The following is a 16,261-nucleotide window of genomic DNA, read 5'->3' as shown; positions in this document are numbered from 1 at the left end:
CTGTGCAGACGCTCAACCCAATCAGTTCCCGCGAGAATCCTATCGTCAAGCGCTTTCGGCGTTTGGGCGAATCGTCGCGAGCGCGTCGGGAAGAACGGCTGGCGTTGATTGATGGCGCGCATCTGATCGCGGCCGCGATGGATGCAGGCTGGCGATTTGGCGACATTCTGGTTGCAGAATCTGCTCGCCATTCCGACGAGGTTCTGCGCTTGTTGGCGCGTTCAACGGGCGTGTCGAGCTACCTGCTACCCGACGCATTGTTCCGCCAGTTGAGTCCGGTCGAGACACCGTCTGGTTTTCTCGCGAGTGTTCATTGGCAAGAACCTGCGACGCCTCCGGACCCGACTACGGATTGGCTGGTGCTCGACGGCGTACAAGATGCTGGAAACGTCGGGACCATGATGCGCACGGCGGCTGCGACGGGCGTGAAGGAAGTCATTCTCGGGCCGGGGTGCGCGCAAGCGTGGGGACCTAAGGTGCTGCGGGCAGCAATGGGGGCGCACTTCGTTGTCCGGATCCATAGCGTGGACGACCTGCCCTCGCTGTTGCGCGCTTATCCGGGCCGCGTTGCCGCCACGCGATTGGACGGTGCACAGTCCTTGTTTGAAACGGATTTGCGCACGCCCACAGCCTGGCTATTTGGAGCCGAAGGGCAGGGGCTCTCTGCCCCTGTGGCAGCGACGGCACGGCAGGGTATCTTGATCCCGATGGCGCCGGGCATTGAATCACTCAACGTGGCCGCTGCTGCGGCGGTTTGCTTGTTCGAGCAGCGCCGGCAGCGCTTGCTCCCCGCTCAGTAGCCGTTCTTGTCGATGCGGATATCCTGGATGATCTTTGCAGAGATCTCTTCAATCGAGCGCGCCGTCGAATCAATGAAGGGAATTTGCTCCCTGCGCATCAGCCGCATCGCGGCCTCGATCTCGAACTTGCAGTTGTCAGCTGACGCATAAACGCTGTTGGGCCGCCGCTCTTGCCGGATCTGAGACAAACGCTCCGGCGTGATCGTCAGGCCAAAGAGCTTCGTGCGGTGCTTCGACAGTTCTTGCGGCAGGCGGTTGCGTTCAAAGTCTTCGGGAATCAGTGGATAGTTCGCGGCTTTCACGCCGAACTGCATCGCCAGGTAGAGGCTGGTTGGCGTCTTTCCTGAGCGCGACACGCCCACCAGGATCACATCGGCGTCCTCCAGATTCTCGTGAGAGACACCGTCGTCGTGCGACAGCGTGAAATTGATTGCGTCGATCCGCTGCGTGTAGCTGCGCGAATCGGCGCCGCCGTGAAAACGCCCGATGGTGTGGGCGGACTTCATTCCCAACTCCATCTCAAGTGGTTCGATGAAGGTCAGGAAGAGATCGACGAACTGCGCCTCGGCTTGGCGCAGCGTATCGGCGGTGACCTGGTTGACGAGTGTCGAGAAGACGATCGGCTTCACCCCGTCTCGCCGCGCTGCATCATTGATGCGGAAGATTGCGTCCTTGGCTTTGTCGTCGGAGTCGATGAAGGGCATGCGGACGTGGCGAAAGCGCATTTCCGGAAACTGGGAGAGCAGGCTGTGCCCAAGGGTTTCCGACGTGATCCCGGTGCCATCCGAGATGAAGAAAACGGTGCGAGTAGGGCGCTGTTGAATGGACACGGCAAGCTCCGGGATCAGGGAAAACGTCGATGCGGTGCAGCAAGATTGCTGTCTAGAATGGGATTTTCCCTGCAACACCCATAACTGACAACGAAAGGGCCGCACAATGACCCGCTACGTCATACCGTTCGAATCGCTGCGCATGACGGACGTCCACGAGGTTGGGGGCAAAAATGCCTCGTTGGGCGAAATGATCAGCCAGCTTGCTGCCTCGCACGTTCGCGTTCCGGGCGGCTTTGCCACCACGGCGGCGGCTTACCGCGAGTTTCTCGCACATAACGGCCTCGCGGCGCGTATCAACGCACTGCTTGATGGTCTTGACGTCGACGATGTCGATGCTCTGGTGAGCGCGGGGGCGCAGATCCGAGGCTGGATCGTCGATACACCGTTTCCGGCAATGCTGGAAAGCGAAATCAAGACGCACTACGAACGCCTCGCGAGTGAAGGGGAGGGGTCGTTCGCAGTGCGTTCTTCGGCTACCGCAGAGGATCTACCGGACGCATCGTTTGCTGGCCAGCAGGAATCCTTCCTGAATGTTCACGGCTACGAGAACATCCTCCATGCGATCAAGGAGGTGTTCGCGTCGCTCTACAACGACCGCGCGATTGCCTATCGGGTGCACAAGGGATTCGTGCATGCAGACGTAGCGTTGTCTGCCGGCGTGCAGCGCATGGTGCGTTCGGATCTCGGTGCCTCGGGCGTGATGTTCACGCTGGATACCGAGTCGGGATTCAAGGATGCCGTATTCATCACCGCAGCCTACGGCCTGGGTGAAACCGTCGTACAGGGGGCGGTCAACCCGGACGAGTTTTACGTCCACAAGCCGATGCTCGAAGCGGGCAAACCGGCGATCGTGCGCCGCAACCTCGGGTCAAAGCTGATCAAGATGGTGTTCACCGAATCCCGCGCGGCGGGCCGCTCAACGCGTACCGAAGACGTGGCCGAGCAGGATCGGAATCGCTTTTCCATCACCGATGCAGATGTGCTCGAACTGGCGCGCTATGCGGCGATTATCGAAAAGCACTATGAACGCCCGATGGACATCGAGTGGGGCAAGGACGGCGTCGACGGCAAGCTCTATATCCTGCAGGCGCGCCCCGAGACAGTGAAGTCGCAGACCTCCGGCCACGTGATGGAAAAGTACCGCATCAAGCAGCACGGCAAGGTCGTCTGCACTGGCCGCGCGATCGGTCAGAAGATCGGGGCCGGCGTTGTGCGCATCGTTTCCGATGCGTCGCAGATGAACCGCGTTCAGGCGGGCGACATCCTGGTCACGGATATGACCGACCCGAATTGGGAACCGGTCATGAAACGTGCCTCGGCGATCGTCACGAATCGTGGCGGTCGCACCTGCCACGCCGCCATCATCGCGCGGGAGTTGGGCATCCCGGCAATCGTCGGGTGCGGTGATGCCACCGAAGTGCTCACTGAAGGGGAGTCCGCTACGGTGTCGTGCGCCGAAGGCGACACGGGCTATGTGTACCGCGGCCGCCTTGAGTTCGAAGTGGTTACGCGGGATACCGGCCATCTGCCGGATATCCCCGTCAAGATCATGATGAACGTCGGCAATCCTGAGCTTGCGTTCGAATTCGCACAGATTCCCAATGCAGGCGTGGGTCTTGCGCGGCTGGAGTTCGTCATCAACAACATGATCGGCATCCACCCGAAGGCGGTGCTGGATGTGGCCCAGGTGCCTGCGAGCCTGCGCGACGAGATTCTCCGGCGTGCCCGTGGTTACGCCACGCCACGCCAGTTCTTCATCGAAAAGCTGGTCGAGGGTGTCGCCACGATCGCTGCGGCGTTCTGGCCGAAGCCCGTGATCGTGCGACTGTCCGACTTCAAGTCGAATGAGTATCGCAAGCTTCTTGGTGGCGATATCTACGAGCCGGAAGAGGAAAACCCGATGCTGGGTTTCCGTGGGGCCTCGCGCTACATCGCGAATTCGTACCGCGAATGCTTCGAGCTCGAATGCATCGCCATGCGGCGCGTACGCGACGAGTTGGGGCTGACCAACGTGCAGTTGATGGTGCCGTTCGTACGCACCGTGGCTGAGGCGAAGGGGGTGGTGGATCTGCTCGCCGAGAACGGGTTGCGCCGTGGGGCTAACGATCTCAAGCTCGTCATGATGTGCGAGATCCCATCGAACGCCTTGCTGGCTGAGGAGTTCCTCGCGCATTTCGATGGTTTCTCGATCGGGTCGAACGATCTGACCCAGCTTACGCTCGGGCTGGATCGCGATTCGGGACTCGTGGCGCATGCCTTTGACGAACGCGACGCGGCGGTCAAAGCACTGCTCAAGATGGCGATCAACACGGCCAACCGACTCGGCAAATACGTTGGGATCTGCGGGCAGGGGCCGTCAGACCATGCGGATTTCGCCGAATGGCTGATGGACGAAGGCATTCAGTCGATCTCGCTGAACCCCGATACGGTGCTCGATACCTGGTTGCAGCTTGCTGAGCACCGCAAGCACTGAGTGACCATGCGCCAACAAAAAACGGCGGGGATACCCGCCGTTTTCTTTATGCGCGCTTGTCGCGAACAAGGCGTTGTTTTTCGCGCTCCCAGTCGCGCTCCTTCTCCGACTCGCGCTTGTCGAACATCTTCTTGCCTTTGCCGAGGCCGATCGCCATCTTGATACGACCCTTCGTGAAGTGAAGGTCCAGCGGCACCAGCGCATAGCCGGCGCGTTCGGTCTTGCCGATCAGGCGCGAAATCTCGGCTTCGTGCAGCAGCAGCTTTCGCGTGCGCACTGGATCCGGCTTGATATGGGTGGACGCCGACTGCAGCGGGCTGATGTGCATCCCGATCACGAAGATCTCGGCGTCACGCACGATTACGTACGCTTCCTTGATTTGCACGCGTCCAGCACGAATCGCTTTCACCTCCCAACCCTCAAGCGCCATGCCGGCCTCGAAGCGTTCTTCGATGAAGTAGTCGTGTGTGGCCTTGCGGTTGTCGATGATGCTCATGTGCGTGCAGGATGCCCGTTACGGTGTGACCCGTTAAAATGAAGGATTCTACCAATACGGCAATCGCGTCGCCCTGCTCATGGCGGAAGTCCGCAAACTTGTCCTTCTTGAATTCACGCCAGCCCAGATGTTCGAACTGGTTGACGGCGTTGAAGACTATCCGCTCTTTCTGCCGTGGTGTGGGGGGGCAGAGGTGCTCGGACGTACCGATGAGCAAACCTCCGCGCGCTTGCACGTGAATTACCACGGTATCAAGACTAATTTCGCGACCGAGAACGCGAAGGACTTTCCGCGCCGCATGGATATCCGCCTGGTGGAGGGGCCGTTCCATCACCTCGAAGGAGATTGGGTGTTCACACCGTTGGGGGACAGCGCCTGCAAGGTCGAATTCCGGTTGATCTACGAGTTCTCGAACAAGCTGATCGAAAAGGCGGTGGGGCCTGTGTTCCACCATATTGCGAACACCTTTGTCGACGCGTTCGTCAAGCGTGCAGAACAGATTTTGAAGAAGGCTGGCAGTGACTGACTCGATTCATGTTGAAGTGCTCTACGCCCACCAACACAAGGCGGACCTTGTGCGAGTGAATCTGCCCCAGGGAAGCACGTTGCAGCAGGCGATTGACGCGTCCGGATTGCTTCAGAAGCATCCCGAAATCGATCTTGCGGTGAACAAGGTTGGGGTGTTCGGCAAGCTCTGCAAGGTCGACACCGTGCTGCGCGAGCGCGACCGCGTGGAGATATACCGCCCCCTGATTGCCGATCCGAAAGAGGTCCGGCGCAAGCGAGCCGAGGATGGCAAGGTGATGAAGAAGGGTGGCGGCGAGGCCTGAACAAAATCGGGGCCTGACGGCCCCGATTTTGCTTCACAACGTTGAGGTCAGCGGCAGTCTTTGTCTTGTTGTGCCTTCATCTTTGATAGCTCTGAGGCGATCTGTTCGTCACTGAGGAGTACGCGCTCGCCGCCCTCTTGAGTCGCGATGCGGCCACCCTGCTCGAACAGCGCGATGCGGTTGCGCAGGTTGTTACATGCCTCGTCCTTACTCGCCTTGCGCGCGGCTTGTTCGGCATTCTTCTTGTCAGCGTCGCCTTGTTTGGCCTGGCGCTCCTTGAAAGCGCGGTCCGCCTTGGACATGTCCGCTGATGAGCTGCCGGCAGTATTCGGCGCCTCAGCGCGGATGAGCTTTGCATCCACATCAGCCGGTGGTTTATCCGAGTAGTGCACCTGGCCGTTCTTGTCCTTCCATGTGTAGACCTCGCTTGCAAACACGTTGCCTTGAGCGATGAGGGTCAGAAACAGCGCGATAGTCAGGTGCTTCATGCAAGAGCTCCGGGAAACCGTTGATTTGCCGGCAAATACGGCATCCCGGTATAATACGTATTTGCCCGAAAGGATGACAGCCATGCGACTCGTCAGGAAAGCGCTGACGTTCGACGACGTCCTTCTCGTCCCCGCACACTCCACGGTTCTTCCCCGCGACGTCAGCCTTGCAACGCAGCTGACCCGCAACATCCGCCTGAACATCCCGCTCGTATCCGCTGCCATGGATACGGTGACCGAAGCACGCCTCGCGATTGCCCTCGCACAGGAAGGTGGCATCGGTATTGTTCACAAGAACCTGAGCCCGCGCGATCAGGCCCGAGAAGTAGCCAAGGTCAAGCGTTTTGAGTCCGGCGTACTCAAGGATCCGATTACCGTTCCGCCGACGATGAGCGTGCGCGAGGTGATCGCCGTCACTCGCCAGCACCGCATCTCCGGGTTGCCGGTGGTCGAAGGCAAGCACGTGGTCGGCATCGTGACCAACCGCGATCTGCGTTTCGAGATGCAGTACGACCAGCCTGTGTCGGCAATCATGACGCCGCGCGAGCGCCTGGTTTCGGTCAAGGAAGGCGCGTCGGTTGAAGAGGCGAAGGCGCTGATGCACAAGCATCGCCTTGAGCGGGTGCTGGTGCTGAACGACGCTGGTGAGCTTTGCGGCCTGATGACCGTGAAGGACATCTTGAAGTCGACCGAGCATCCGCTCGCCGCCAAGGACAACTTTGGCCGCCTGTTGGTGGGTGCTGCCATCGGCGTTGGCGCTGGCACTGAGGAGCGCGCAGAGTTGCTGGTGGAAGCTGGTGTCGATGTGGTCATCGTCGATACGGCGCACGGCCACTCGCAGGGCGTTCTCGAACGCGTCAACTGGGTCAAGAAGAACTTCCCGAACGTGCAGGTCATCGGCGGCAACATCGCCACTGGCGATGCGGCGCGCGCGCTGGTTGATAATGGCGCGGACGGCGTGAAGGTCGGTATCGGCCCGGGCTCGATCTGCACGACGCGGATCGTCGCTGGCGTGGGTGTTCCGCAGATCACGGCGGTTGATAACGTATCCAGCGCGTTGGCAGGCACGGGCGTGCCGCTGATCGCCGACGGCGGCATCCGCTTCTCGGGCGATATTTCCAAGGCAATTGCAGCGGGTGCTTCGTGCGTCATGCTCGGTGGCCTGTTCGCTGGTACCGAAGAGGCGCCGGGCGAGACGGTGCTTTACCAAGGGCGTTCGTACAAGAGCTACCGTGGCATGGGCTCCCTGGGCGCGATGCAGCAGGGTTCCAGCGATCGTTACTTCCAGGACAACGAAGGCAACGCCGACAAGCTGGTGCCGGAAGGCATCGAGGGTCGGGTTCCGTACAAGGGTGCCGTGACCGCGGTGATCCACCAGCTGATGGGCGGTTTGCGTTCGTCGATGGGCTATGTGGGCTGCGCCTCGATTGCCGACATGCATCAACGTGCTGAGTTTGTCGAAATCACGTCGGCGGGCATGCGCGAATCGCATGTTCACGATGTGCAGATTACGAAAGAAGCACCGAACTACCATATCGACTGAGTTCGGTCGATGAAGTGTACGCACGAGGGGTAAGGCGAGAGCCTTGCCCCTTGCGCATTCAAGTGCAGTACCCAACTCCGAAGCCCGCCATGCACGACAAGATCCTGATTCTCGATTTCGGCTCCCAGGTCACACAACTCATCGCACGGCGCGTGCGTGAGGCGAACGTCTATTGCGAAATCCACCCCTGCGATGTTTCCGATGACTTCGTCCGTGGCTTTGGCGCCAAGGGCGTAATCTTGTCCGGCAGCCATATGTCGGCGTACGAAGAGGCCAACGACAAGGCGCCGTCAGCGGTGTTCGAACTCGGCGTCCCCGTCTTCGGCATTTGCTACGGCATGCAGACGATGGCCCAACAACTGGGTGGCAAGGTGGAGCCGGGTACGGTTCGCGAATTCGGTTACGCCGAGGTCCGCGCACACGGCCATACCAAGCTGCTCGACGGTATCGAAGATTTCCGTACGGTCGAAGGCCACGGCATGCTCAAGGTGTGGATGAGTCATGGCGACAAGGTCACCGAGTTGCCGCCGGGCTTCAAGCTGATGGCCTCGACCGCATCGTGTCCGGTTGCGGCGATGGCTGACGAGGACCGCCGCTTCTACGCCGTCCAGTTCCATCCTGAGGTGACGCATACGCTGCAGGGCGCCGAGATCATCAACCGCTTCGTGCGCGATATCTGTGGCGCGAAGGCGGACTGGATCATGAGCGACTACATCGCCGAAGCGGTCGAGAAGATCCGCGCGCAGGTGGGCGACGAAGAAGTGATCCTCGGCCTCTCGGGCGGCGTCGATTCCTCCGTTGCTGCGGCGCTGCTGCATCGTGCGATCGGCGATCAGCTGACTTGCGTGTTCGTTGACCATGGCCTGCTGCGGCTCAATGAAGCCGAGATGGTGATGGATATGTTCGCGCGCAACATGGGTGTGAAGGTGATCCATGTGGACGCGACGGCGCAGTTCATGGGCAAGCTGGCTGGTGTGACCGACCCCGAAGCCAAGCGGAAGATCATCGGCAAGGAATTTGTTGAAGTCTTCCAGAGCGAATCTGCAAAGCTTTCGAACGCCAAGTGGCTCGCGCAGGGCACGATCTACCCGGACGTCGTGGAGTCTGGTGGCGCGAAGTCGAAGAAGGCCACCACGATCAAGAGCCACCACAACGTGGGTGGGCTGCCGGATACGCTGCACCTCAAGCTGCTCGAACCGCTGCGCGAGTTGTTCAAGGACGAAGTGCGCGCACTCGGCATCGCGCTGGGTCTGCCGCACAACATGGTCTATCGCCACCCGTTCCCGGGGCCAGGCCTCGGCGTCCGAATCCTTGGCGAAGTGAAGAAGGAATACGCCGATCTACTGCGTCGTGCGGACGCGATCTTCATAGAAGAACTGCACAAGACGGTCGATGAGAATTCTGGCAAGACTTGGTATGAACTCACCAGCCAGGCCTTCGCGGTCTTCCTGCCGGTTAAGAGCGTCGGCGTCATGGGTGACGGACGGACTTACGATTACGTTGTCGCGCTGCGCGCGGTTCAGACGCACGATTTCATGACGGCCCATTGGGCGCATCTGCCGTATGACCTGCTGGGTCGCGTTTCGAACCGCGTGATCAACGAAGTGCGTGGCATTAATCGCGTCGTCTACGACGTTTCCGGCAAACCGCCGGCGACGATCGAGTGGGAATGATAGTTGATTGCTTCATGCCGTCTCAGGGCGTATCGAAATGCGCTGAACGGCCTTGTCTAGAAAGGGTTCCTTGTCTCATGACGTCTCAGCCAAGCGCGCTGTAGCTCACCATTTTTGTCGGTATTAGCGACGGGCTATGGCCGTGGCTTCGGTTTTAGTTGGATTTTTGACCGTCAGGATGGTGTGACGGTAAACTGTCTGAGAAGCCATAGCCGCCGAAGGGAAGCAGCCGTGTTGACAGACAAAGTGCTGAGGAACCTGAAACCCAGGGAGAAGGCTTTCAAGGTTGCCGACCGAGATGGCATGTACGTGAACGTGTCACCCGCTGGCACGCTAACGTTTCGCTACGACTATCGGTTAAATGGCCGTCGTGAGACTCTAACAATCGGTCGATACGACACCTCCCTTGAACGGACCCGAGAACCGTCCAGACTGGCGTTTGGTATGTCGTTGTCACTTGTCGAGGCCCGCACATTGCTGGCACAGGCCCGGCACAGTGTTGAAGTAGGGATCTCGCCGTCGCGAGCGAAGGTCGAGAAGCGTGCAGATGCCATCACCGCCCTGACTTTCGGGGGTTGGGCGCAAAAGTACTTCGCGTTTAAGGCCGACCCTAAGAGTGGCAACGAGCGGCTAGCAGACAGTACCCTAGCGATGCGGAAATCGATCTATATCCGCGCGTTGGAGGCAAAACTAGGCAAACTCAAGCTTGAGGAAATCACATCGGCGCGGCTGAAGGCCCTTTGTGATGACCTCAAGGAGAGCAGGGGGCCCGCCGTTGCTGTCCAGGCGCGTGAGTTGGTGCTGAACGTGTTTCGGCACGCCCAGGATTGTGGCGTTGACACGGCGAACCCCGCTGAAGCCGTTCGGCCCAAGTCCATCGCAACGTTCAAACCGCGCGACCGCGCACTTAAGCCTGAAGAAATCAAGAAGTTTTTGGACGCCCTTGGACGCGTGGCGACGACTCCTACGCTGCGCTTGGCGCTGAAATTCGTGCTGCTGACTGGCGTGCGCAAGGGCGAATTCATTGGCGCGACCTGGGACGAAATTGACTTCGAGGGCGCGCGTTGGGTGGTTCCGGCGAGACGCATGAAGGCCGGTCGAGAGCACATCGTCTATCTCTCCGAGCAAGCCTTGGACATCTTGGTTGCGTTACGTTCGTGTTTCGGTGCCAGCCGTTACCTGCATCCAGGCCGCTACGATAGCGACGCGCCAATCTCCAACGCGACACTAAATCGGGTGATCGACGCTGCTGTTGCCCAAGTGAGGAAGGTCGATCCGGATTTCGAGTCATTCAGCGTACATGACCTGCGCCGCACGTACTCCACCGCGTTGCACCGCGCCAAGTTTGACGATCGTTGGATTGAGTTGTCTCTGGCGCACACCCCAAGCAATGTAATTGCGGCTACCTACAATACGGCACGGTACACTGCGGAGCGCCGTGTAATGATGCAGTGCTGGGCAGACATGATCGACTGTTGGACCCGGGGAGAGTCAGCGCGGGAGGTGATCATCGATGCCAAGCGGCGAGCTGCAGAAGTTCCGGATCTAGAAGTGGACGAGGATCTTTAGGCTGGCTGCCAGCCCAAGAAACGCTGTCCTGGGACCCTGAAGTGATAGCGTGGCGATCAACAACCTGCTGTAACAGGGCGCCAATCCCGATCTGACTAATTAACCGTGACGCATTGACTGGGTCACGGAGCGGGTCGGGAGGCGAATCGGTTGTTAATGGTGATGACCCGCCTGCAGGGTTTTGCGCGTGCGAACCGAAGCGGAAGAGTTGCGGCCTCGAAAGTTCGTTCGGCTGCTTGCCTATCAGAGGCGGGGTAAACGCTGAACTGATTCCGGGGGTGCGGGCGCGGGTATCGGGTGACCGCTGTGCCGGTCGTGGCTGAACTCCGGCGCTGGCGTTGACCGTCGCATCGCGATCCAGTGCGCGCGTGCGCTTCTTTGTTTCGTCCATGCCAGGAAACTGAGCGCACCGGTCGGTGCAGGCGACCGCTCGTCGACAGGTCATCGGCCTTAGCGGTCGGTCTGCTCGGCAGAAATCGGACCACGGACGTCAGCTAACGAGCAGCGAGGTACTCGTCGGCATCCGGCCATTAGCGGTCGTTACCCAACCGCAGAAGATTGCAAGCCGTCTCACCAATTCCGGACACTGACGCTTCGTGACACCGACTTTGCGGCCGGGGACCTAGAGCAGTTCAATCGCGTTCGCGGCACACCAGTCGCGCAACCGAGTCTCCTTCGTCGACGCCTCGTGGTCATACCACGCCTGTAACAGGCCTTTGCGCTCAAGGAAGACTTTGAACTTGCCATAGGCACCTGGCTTTCTAAAGTACTCAGCGACGGTATCAACATCCATTGGCAAGTGCGCTGCCGCAAACTTTATCGCCAGAGTACTGCCAAGCCCGAGTTCCAGCTTGTCAGGTATCGCGAGGTAAGGACCCGACTCAAGATCGACTGGCGGCTCCTCGTCCAATTCGTAGTCGCTCGACACGATGTGGACCGTTCCACGCTCCAAGCTGATGAACGCTTCGGCATCCCCAAAGCTGCTCGCCGCGCAAAACTCGTAGGCCTCAAGAACGTCACTGAACTTGGTCTTTGTCATGGCCACGTCCGTTGCACTTCAATGTTGAAACTGCGCGACCGACTATTCCGACAAGGCACCATTGTTCTTTTCTGACTCAGGACTATATGCGAGGAACATGTTGTCTTTGCTTGTCTCAATGTGTAAGCGGCCGCAAGCGGGACATTCATATACATCGCGCTTTAAAGCGAGGTACTTCGAATGAATGTGGTCGTAGAGAGTGTTGCCGTGATCGAGCTTGAGGGAAACATAGCTCTCGTCGTAACTCCGGCTCCGCAACCATTCCGAAATGCTTCCGCGTTCGGCCGCCAAAACATAGCTTTGGATTTCTTGTACAAGCCAATCTGAGAAGGACTCGCAGAACGAATTCTTGATAAATGACGCCTTGTAGGGCAAGCCGTCCGTGTTGTCGCGAATTGTGTGGCCACACGGGCAACCGAGTCTGCTCATGATGCCTAACGTTGGACGTAACGGGCACCGAGGCGCAGCCGAGGGAACCCAAATGCGCAGCATTTGGGTGTCCCTTTGACGGACTTGTTAGGCATCGCGCGAAGGTGCTGCTTTGAGTTGATCAGAGTAACTCGTGTTCAGCATGAGTTCGGCCGCAGCGATCTTGTGCAGTGCTTGCTCAACGGAGTAACTGCCGCCGTCAATTACCGCCTGCGCTTCGTTGTGAAGGGCGTAAGCGAGATGTGCTGCGGCGCGAACCGAAATTTCCGCCGATGGCTTGCTGCCCAGATGGCCAGCAAGCAGCACCCGTATTTCTTGAATGGCCAGCGCTAGCAATCGGCCTTGGTCTTTGTCCATCGGCATGTCCACGTAATCAACGCCTAGCTCTGGAGGTTACCCGTAGTCGGAGCGCAGCGGAGGGCACCCAAGGCGCTGCTTTGGGCTGACGCGTTAGGCATAGCAACCTAGGCGCCGTCAGGAATTGATTCTACGACTTCAAGGAAGGCCCGAACTGATTCAGGCCCGGAAATTCTGTTGTCAATGAAGTCCGTGAAGATGTGATTTGGCCGAGTTTTCATACCAAATGGCATGCCCTCAAGCGAGTTGAATTCACCACCAACAACCGCCCAAGCTTCGTGGATGTTCTCAAATTTGTCGCCGCTCAAACGAGCGATGATCCATGCCTTACGTTGCGCTTGATCCATGTGATGGCTAACGTTGGAAGTAACGGGCACCGAGGCGTAGCCGAGGGGACCCAAATGCGCAGCATTTGGGTGTCCCGTTGACTGACTTGTTAGCGTTCGGCATTGGTTGTTCACGATATGTCAGCATATTCGACTATCCGCGCGATATCGGGTTTTGCGCTCAGGTATGCAACTTGAACCTGTTGGCCAACGGGCAATTCCATTTTGCCCCACCCGCGGAGTGGAGGATGTAGAAAATGGAACGTTTGAATCGTGGTGTTTTGCGTGGTGATGAACTCGAACCGCACTGAGAATGTACCTTTGCCGCTTGAGTAGCCTATAACACGCCCCGTGGTGCGCACTCCTCTGGCCAAGATGTCGGCGGTAAGTTCTCGGCGTGCTCGGACCCCAAGTACTCCGAATAGCGCGAACAGGAAGAAAAGCGGGGCCGACATCACTGCCAGCACGACGATGGGGGGCATTGAAAACGCTAACAGTTATTCAAACGACAGAAAGGTCCGCCTACTTCCAATACGGAGTCACGGATCTTGTCCTGTAACGCATTGATTCGCATGAACTTTACCGTCCGCGTGTCAACCTAACCCTTATATAGTACCGACAGCCAGCGTCGATCCTTTGGCGCCGCCGGCATACAGTGAGAATTTTCACTCACTCAAGGAGTAACGTTATGGGGGTGTCAGCCCCCGACCGCCGTGGCTGCTGGATGAGGTGTCGATCGTTTGCCGCCGCCGACACTACAGTCCGCGGACCGAAGAGGCTTACCGCCACTGGACCAAGCGCTTTGTGCTGTTCCACGGCAAGGTTCATCCCAGCACCATAGGTGCGAAAGAGGTGGAGGCGTTTTTGAACCATCTGGCGGTGTCGCGATCGGTGTCCGCCTCCACGCAAACCCAAGCGCTGAACGCGTTGGTGTTCCTCTACCGGGACGTGTTGGGACAGCCGCTGGACGAGATGAAACACATCAAGCGGGTCCAGCATCGCGAACGCTTGCCGGTCGTACTCACCCAGGCCGAGACGCGGCTGGTGCTTGCGATGATGACGGGGACGACTCAGCTGATGGCCAATCTGATGTACGGATCGGGCCTTAGGGTCAATGAATGCGTGACGCTGCGGGTCAAGGACATTGATCTCGCCGCCAAGACCATCTCGGTCCGCAACAGCAAAGGCAGCAAGGATCGTACGACGGTGCTGCCGGCGCAACTCAGTGCCGCGATGGAACAACACCTGACCCGGGTCTTGCAGTTGCATGCAGAGGATCGATCACGCGGCGGTGGCTTGGCGCCCATGCCCGATGCGTTGTACCGCAAGTACCCAACCGCGGCCGGTTCGTTTGCATGGCAGTACGTCTTCCCGTCGGCAGCTGTGCGGCCATGGGGTGAGAGTGGGCGTCTCGTGCGCTGGCACGCTTCACCGTCGACGATCCAGCGCGCCTTCAAAGCGGCAGTGGACAAAGCTCAGGTCAATAAACACGTGAGCGTGCATACACTGCGCCACTCCTTCGCAACTCACCTTCTGGCGGCAGGCGCCGACATACGCACGATCCAGTTGTTGCTCGGCCACCGGAACCTGCAGACGACGATGATCTACACCCACGTCGAAGCTGGGTGAAGAGTCCATTCGATCTGCTTTGAACGATGGCGCCCGGGGTCTCTGCCCCGCCTCGGGCGCCCCGCTCGCCGGGACAGCCTAGGCCACGACCCTAGAGCGGTCGTTTGATTGTCCGCTCGCGCGCACATCGACCCTCATGTCCCTCTCGGCAACGAACGTCCGCTGTGGGTCGGATCCGCGCGCCCCCGAGATTGCAAAGCCGACGTTCGCGTGCTCAAGGAGCACGACTACCTAAATGTCGGCTAAGGCCGAAAGCGTGATCCGAGCCAACGGCGGGTGACGGTATGGAGCCGCACATCGACGGTTTGCGCTCTGGCGAAGATGTCTGTCCGCTTCTGGTGGGAGCCTGACGACAAGTCGGTCATGACCAGCGACGTGGTCAGCGACTACCGGAATCAAAGGTCAATTGCACCGGAATCCGCGGGGGAGTGCTGCGGTTTGAGTCCATGTTGCAAAGGCCTGGGACAAGGCGAGCAATGGCCACCCTGAAATTCCCTCGCGACTGGTCGGTTTTGCCATATCGGGGGGGATGGCGTCATCCTAACCTCAACGACAGCCCTCTGACTGCATGAAAGTCCCCGCGGCGGATACATCTCGGTTCATGCGCAACGCGTTTGCGTCGGCCTTCGCTTAGCGCAATGTCCACGTGCTCCGCCGTGAGAGGCAAGGGATCGTGCGGGGGCAACGTGACCGTTATTGCTCTAGGCTCCGCAGGTTCCCTGCCGCCTCGCGGATAACCCTTGCGCTGAGCCGTCGGGATTCTCCGATTTTGACCGAGTGCAGTTTTCCTTGCTTGAGTGCTCGATAGATAGATGCGCGCGAACGGCATAGCAGTGTGCAAGCATCGGATATGCTGAGCAGCGCGGTGTCGGGCAGATCATCAAAACATAGCACAGCCTGGCTGAGCCTTGTTACTCGCGACATTGAGTGCCTCCAGAAGGAATAGATTCGATTGCATTCACCAGTTTTTCTGCAGCTGGGCGCACCTCGCGAGAGCCGCGTTGCCTATAGCCGGTCGGCTCAAGTGAACATCATGCTGACTCAATTCGAACTGGCTGTCATCTCCGGAGGATGTAAGTAAAATCAATGCCTTATGGTGTATCTGCTATATGAATAACCATGTCGCTGAAGTCGCGTTAAGTAGTGTCGTCGTGCGGCGCGGAGAAGGCTGTGGAAGTGCCGCTGGTATCTGCTGCGCGATACCGGTGACCCCCATTGTGATCTGTTAGCAATTGATAAATGTCTTGATTGGTTGCAGGCGAAGCTGTGACGCGCGCGCTCGCAATTGTCGGCAGCGCTTCTACGAAGCTAATGTTATTAATGCTCGGAAAGCCAGTTTCATGCAGGCGTACCTGTGAGAATGGGTGGCTCATCCCGCGCGCTGGCGTTTTCGGTGCCGCACCTCACCGAGATCCCTACCTGTGCGCTGGGAACGAGGTCACCCGGCTTTAGCGCCACCGCGGCGGGAATCGGAGGGGGCGTTTCCCGGCGCGGTGGCGGTTTCGGTGCCCGGCATGCTTTCCGTGCCGCACCTCACCGAGATCCCTACCTGAGCGCTGGGAACGAGTTCACCCGGCTTTAGCGCCACCGCGGCGGGAATCGGAGGGGGGGCGTTTCCCGGCGCGGTGGCGGTTTCGGTGCCCGGCATGCTTTCCGTGCCGCACCTCACCGAAATCCCTACTTGTGCGCTGGGAACGAGGTCACACGGCTTTAGCGCCACCGCGACGGGAATCGGAGGGGGCGTTTCCCGGCGCGGTGGCGGTTTCGGTGCCCGGC

General features: G+C 59.2%; 16 protein-coding genes. 8 read left to right on the top strand and 8 right to left on the bottom strand.

All coding sequences use genetic code 11. The features are described from left to right. Positions 1 to 2: 2 nt before the first annotated feature. Positions 3 to 800, top strand: a complete 798-nt coding sequence (locus HH302_RS13170) for an RNA methyltransferase (RefSeq protein ID WP_172202697.1) — start codon at positions 3 to 5, stop codon at positions 798 to 800. On the opposite strand, the gene HH302_RS13165 is transcribed toward HH302_RS13170, so the two are convergent. Then, positions 794 to 1,624, bottom strand: a complete 831-nt coding sequence (locus tag HH302_RS13165; RefSeq protein ID WP_172203137.1) for a pyruvate, water dikinase regulatory protein — start codon at positions 1,622 to 1,624, stop codon at positions 794 to 796. The genes HH302_RS13170 and HH302_RS13165 overlap by 7 nt on opposite strands. A gap of 112 nt (positions 1,625 to 1,736) precedes the next feature. Here HH302_RS13165 and ppsA point away from each other — a divergent pair, with 112 nt between their 5' ends. Continuing rightward, entirely contained in the window at positions 1,737 to 4,106 is a 2,370-nt protein-coding gene (ppsA, locus tag HH302_RS13160; RefSeq protein WP_172202696.1) for a phosphoenolpyruvate synthase, read from the top strand. A gap of 46 nt (positions 4,107 to 4,152) precedes the next feature. Here the strand turns inward: ppsA and smpB are convergent, their stop codons facing one another. Then, positions 4,153 to 4,602, bottom strand: coding sequence for an SsrA-binding protein SmpB (smpB, locus tag HH302_RS13155; protein WP_172202695.1), 450 nt, complete (start codon positions 4,600 to 4,602; stop codon positions 4,153 to 4,155). 79 nt (positions 4,603 to 4,681) lie between these two features. On the opposite strand from smpB, the gene HH302_RS13150 reads away from it, so the two are divergent. Next, positions 4,682 to 5,128, top strand: coding sequence for a type II toxin-antitoxin system RatA family toxin (locus tag HH302_RS13150; RefSeq protein ID WP_172202694.1), 447 nt, complete (start codon positions 4,682 to 4,684; stop codon positions 5,126 to 5,128). Then, entirely contained in the window at positions 5,121 to 5,432 is a 312-nt protein-coding gene (locus HH302_RS13145) for an RnfH family protein (protein ID WP_172202693.1), read from the top strand. The genes HH302_RS13150 and HH302_RS13145 overlap by 8 nt, the downstream gene beginning before the upstream one ends. Positions 5,433 to 5,479: 47 nt before the next feature. On the opposite strand, the gene HH302_RS13140 is transcribed toward HH302_RS13145, so the two are convergent. Next, positions 5,480 to 6,004 (bottom strand): DUF4124 domain-containing protein, encoded by a 525-nt coding sequence (locus HH302_RS13140; protein WP_172202692.1) that lies wholly within the window; start codon positions 6,002 to 6,004, stop codon positions 5,480 to 5,482. Between HH302_RS13140 and guaB the strand changes: the two genes are divergently transcribed. The 3 genes from guaB to HH302_RS13125 all read left to right on the top strand — a co-directional run bounded on the left by guaB (position 6,003) and on the right by HH302_RS13125 (position 10,705). Then, entirely contained in the window at positions 6,003 to 7,463 is a 1,461-nt protein-coding gene (gene guaB, locus HH302_RS13135; RefSeq protein ID WP_172202691.1) for an IMP dehydrogenase, read from the top strand. The genes HH302_RS13140 and guaB overlap by 2 nt on opposite strands. Positions 7,464 to 7,552: 89 nt before the next feature. Beyond that, complete coding sequence (guaA, locus tag HH302_RS13130) at positions 7,553 to 9,136, top strand: glutamine-hydrolyzing GMP synthase (RefSeq protein WP_172202690.1); 1,584 nt, start codon at positions 7,553 to 7,555, stop codon at positions 9,134 to 9,136. A gap of 231 nt (positions 9,137 to 9,367) precedes the next feature. Beyond that, positions 9,368 to 10,705, top strand: a complete 1,338-nt coding sequence (locus HH302_RS13125; RefSeq protein WP_172202689.1) for a tyrosine-type recombinase/integrase — start codon at positions 9,368 to 9,370, stop codon at positions 10,703 to 10,705. 622 nt (positions 10,706 to 11,327) lie between these two features. Here HH302_RS13125 and HH302_RS13120 read toward each other — a convergent pair. The 4 genes from HH302_RS13120 to HH302_RS22760 all read right to left on the bottom strand — a co-directional run bounded on the left by HH302_RS13120 (position 11,328) and on the right by HH302_RS22760 (position 13,311). After that, positions 11,328 to 11,744, bottom strand: a complete 417-nt coding sequence (locus HH302_RS13120; RefSeq protein ID WP_172202688.1) for a hypothetical protein — start codon at positions 11,742 to 11,744, stop codon at positions 11,328 to 11,330. Between the two features lie 516 nt (positions 11,745 to 12,260). Continuing rightward, entirely contained in the window at positions 12,261 to 12,530 is a 270-nt protein-coding gene (locus HH302_RS13115; protein ID WP_172202687.1) for a hypothetical protein, read from the bottom strand. 107 nt (positions 12,531 to 12,637) lie between these two features. After that, positions 12,638 to 12,877 carry a hypothetical protein gene (locus HH302_RS13110; RefSeq protein WP_172202686.1) on the bottom strand — a complete coding sequence of 80 codons (240 nt, stop codon included), beginning with the start codon at positions 12,875 to 12,877 and terminating at the stop codon, positions 12,638 to 12,640. 110 nt (positions 12,878 to 12,987) lie between these two features. Beyond that, on the bottom strand, positions 12,988 to 13,311 hold the full coding sequence (locus tag HH302_RS22760) for a DUF3592 domain-containing protein (protein WP_371814724.1): 324 nt from the start codon (positions 13,309 to 13,311) through the stop codon (positions 12,988 to 12,990). A 274-nt stretch (positions 13,312 to 13,585) separates the two neighbouring features. Here HH302_RS22760 and HH302_RS13105 point away from each other — a divergent pair, with 274 nt between their 5' ends. After that, positions 13,586 to 14,485 (top strand): integron integrase, encoded by a 900-nt coding sequence (locus HH302_RS13105; RefSeq protein ID WP_371814718.1) that lies wholly within the window; start codon positions 13,586 to 13,588, stop codon positions 14,483 to 14,485. Between the two features lie 693 nt (positions 14,486 to 15,178). Here the strand turns inward: HH302_RS13105 and HH302_RS22755 are convergent. Continuing rightward, complete coding sequence (locus HH302_RS22755; RefSeq protein ID WP_172202685.1) at positions 15,179 to 15,409, bottom strand: helix-turn-helix domain-containing protein; 231 nt, start codon at positions 15,407 to 15,409, stop codon at positions 15,179 to 15,181. Between the last annotated feature and the right edge of the window lie 852 nt (positions 15,410 to 16,261).

This window comes from Niveibacterium sp. COAC-50, from assembly GCF_013184235.1.
GTDB classification, from domain to species: domain Bacteria; phylum Pseudomonadota; class Gammaproteobacteria; order Burkholderiales; family Rhodocyclaceae; genus Niveibacterium; species Niveibacterium microcysteis.
Note: the sequence above shows the minus strand (reverse complement) of the source record. Positions and strands in the feature narration are given on the sequence as shown.

Bases quoted from the DNA above. Each gene is read 5' to 3' on its own strand.
- ppsA (WP_172202696.1), top strand. From the start codon at position 1,737: ATGACCCGCTACGTCATACCGTTCGAATCGCTGCGCATGACGGACGTC.
- smpB (WP_172202695.1), bottom strand. From the start codon at position 4,602: ATGAGCATCATCGACAACCGCAAGGCCACACACGACTACTTCATCGAA.
- HH302_RS13150 (WP_172202694.1), top strand. From the start codon at position 4,682: ATGGCGGAAGTCCGCAAACTTGTCCTTCTTGAATTCACGCCAGCCCAG.
- guaB (WP_172202691.1), top strand. From the start codon at position 6,003: ATGCGACTCGTCAGGAAAGCGCTGACGTTCGACGACGTCCTTCTCGTC.
- HH302_RS13140 (WP_172202692.1), bottom strand. From the start codon at position 6,004: ATGGCTGTCATCCTTTCGGGCAAATACGTATTATACCGGGATGCCGTA.
- guaA (WP_172202690.1), top strand. From the start codon at position 7,553: ATGCACGACAAGATCCTGATTCTCGATTTCGGCTCCCAGGTCACACAA.
- HH302_RS13120 (WP_172202688.1), bottom strand. From the start codon at position 11,744: ATGACAAAGACCAAGTTCAGTGACGTTCTTGAGGCCTACGAGTTTTGC.
- HH302_RS13115 (WP_172202687.1), bottom strand. From the start codon at position 12,530: ATGGACAAAGACCAAGGCCGATTGCTAGCGCTGGCCATTCAAGAAATA.
- HH302_RS13110 (WP_172202686.1), bottom strand. From the start codon at position 12,877: ATGGATCAAGCGCAACGTAAGGCATGGATCATCGCTCGTTTGAGCGGC.
- HH302_RS22760 (WP_371814724.1), bottom strand. From the start codon at position 13,311: ATGTCGGCCCCGCTTTTCTTCCTGTTCGCGCTATTCGGAGTACTTGGG.
- HH302_RS22755 (WP_172202685.1), bottom strand. From the start codon at position 15,409: ATGTCGCGAGTAACAAGGCTCAGCCAGGCTGTGCTATGTTTTGATGAT.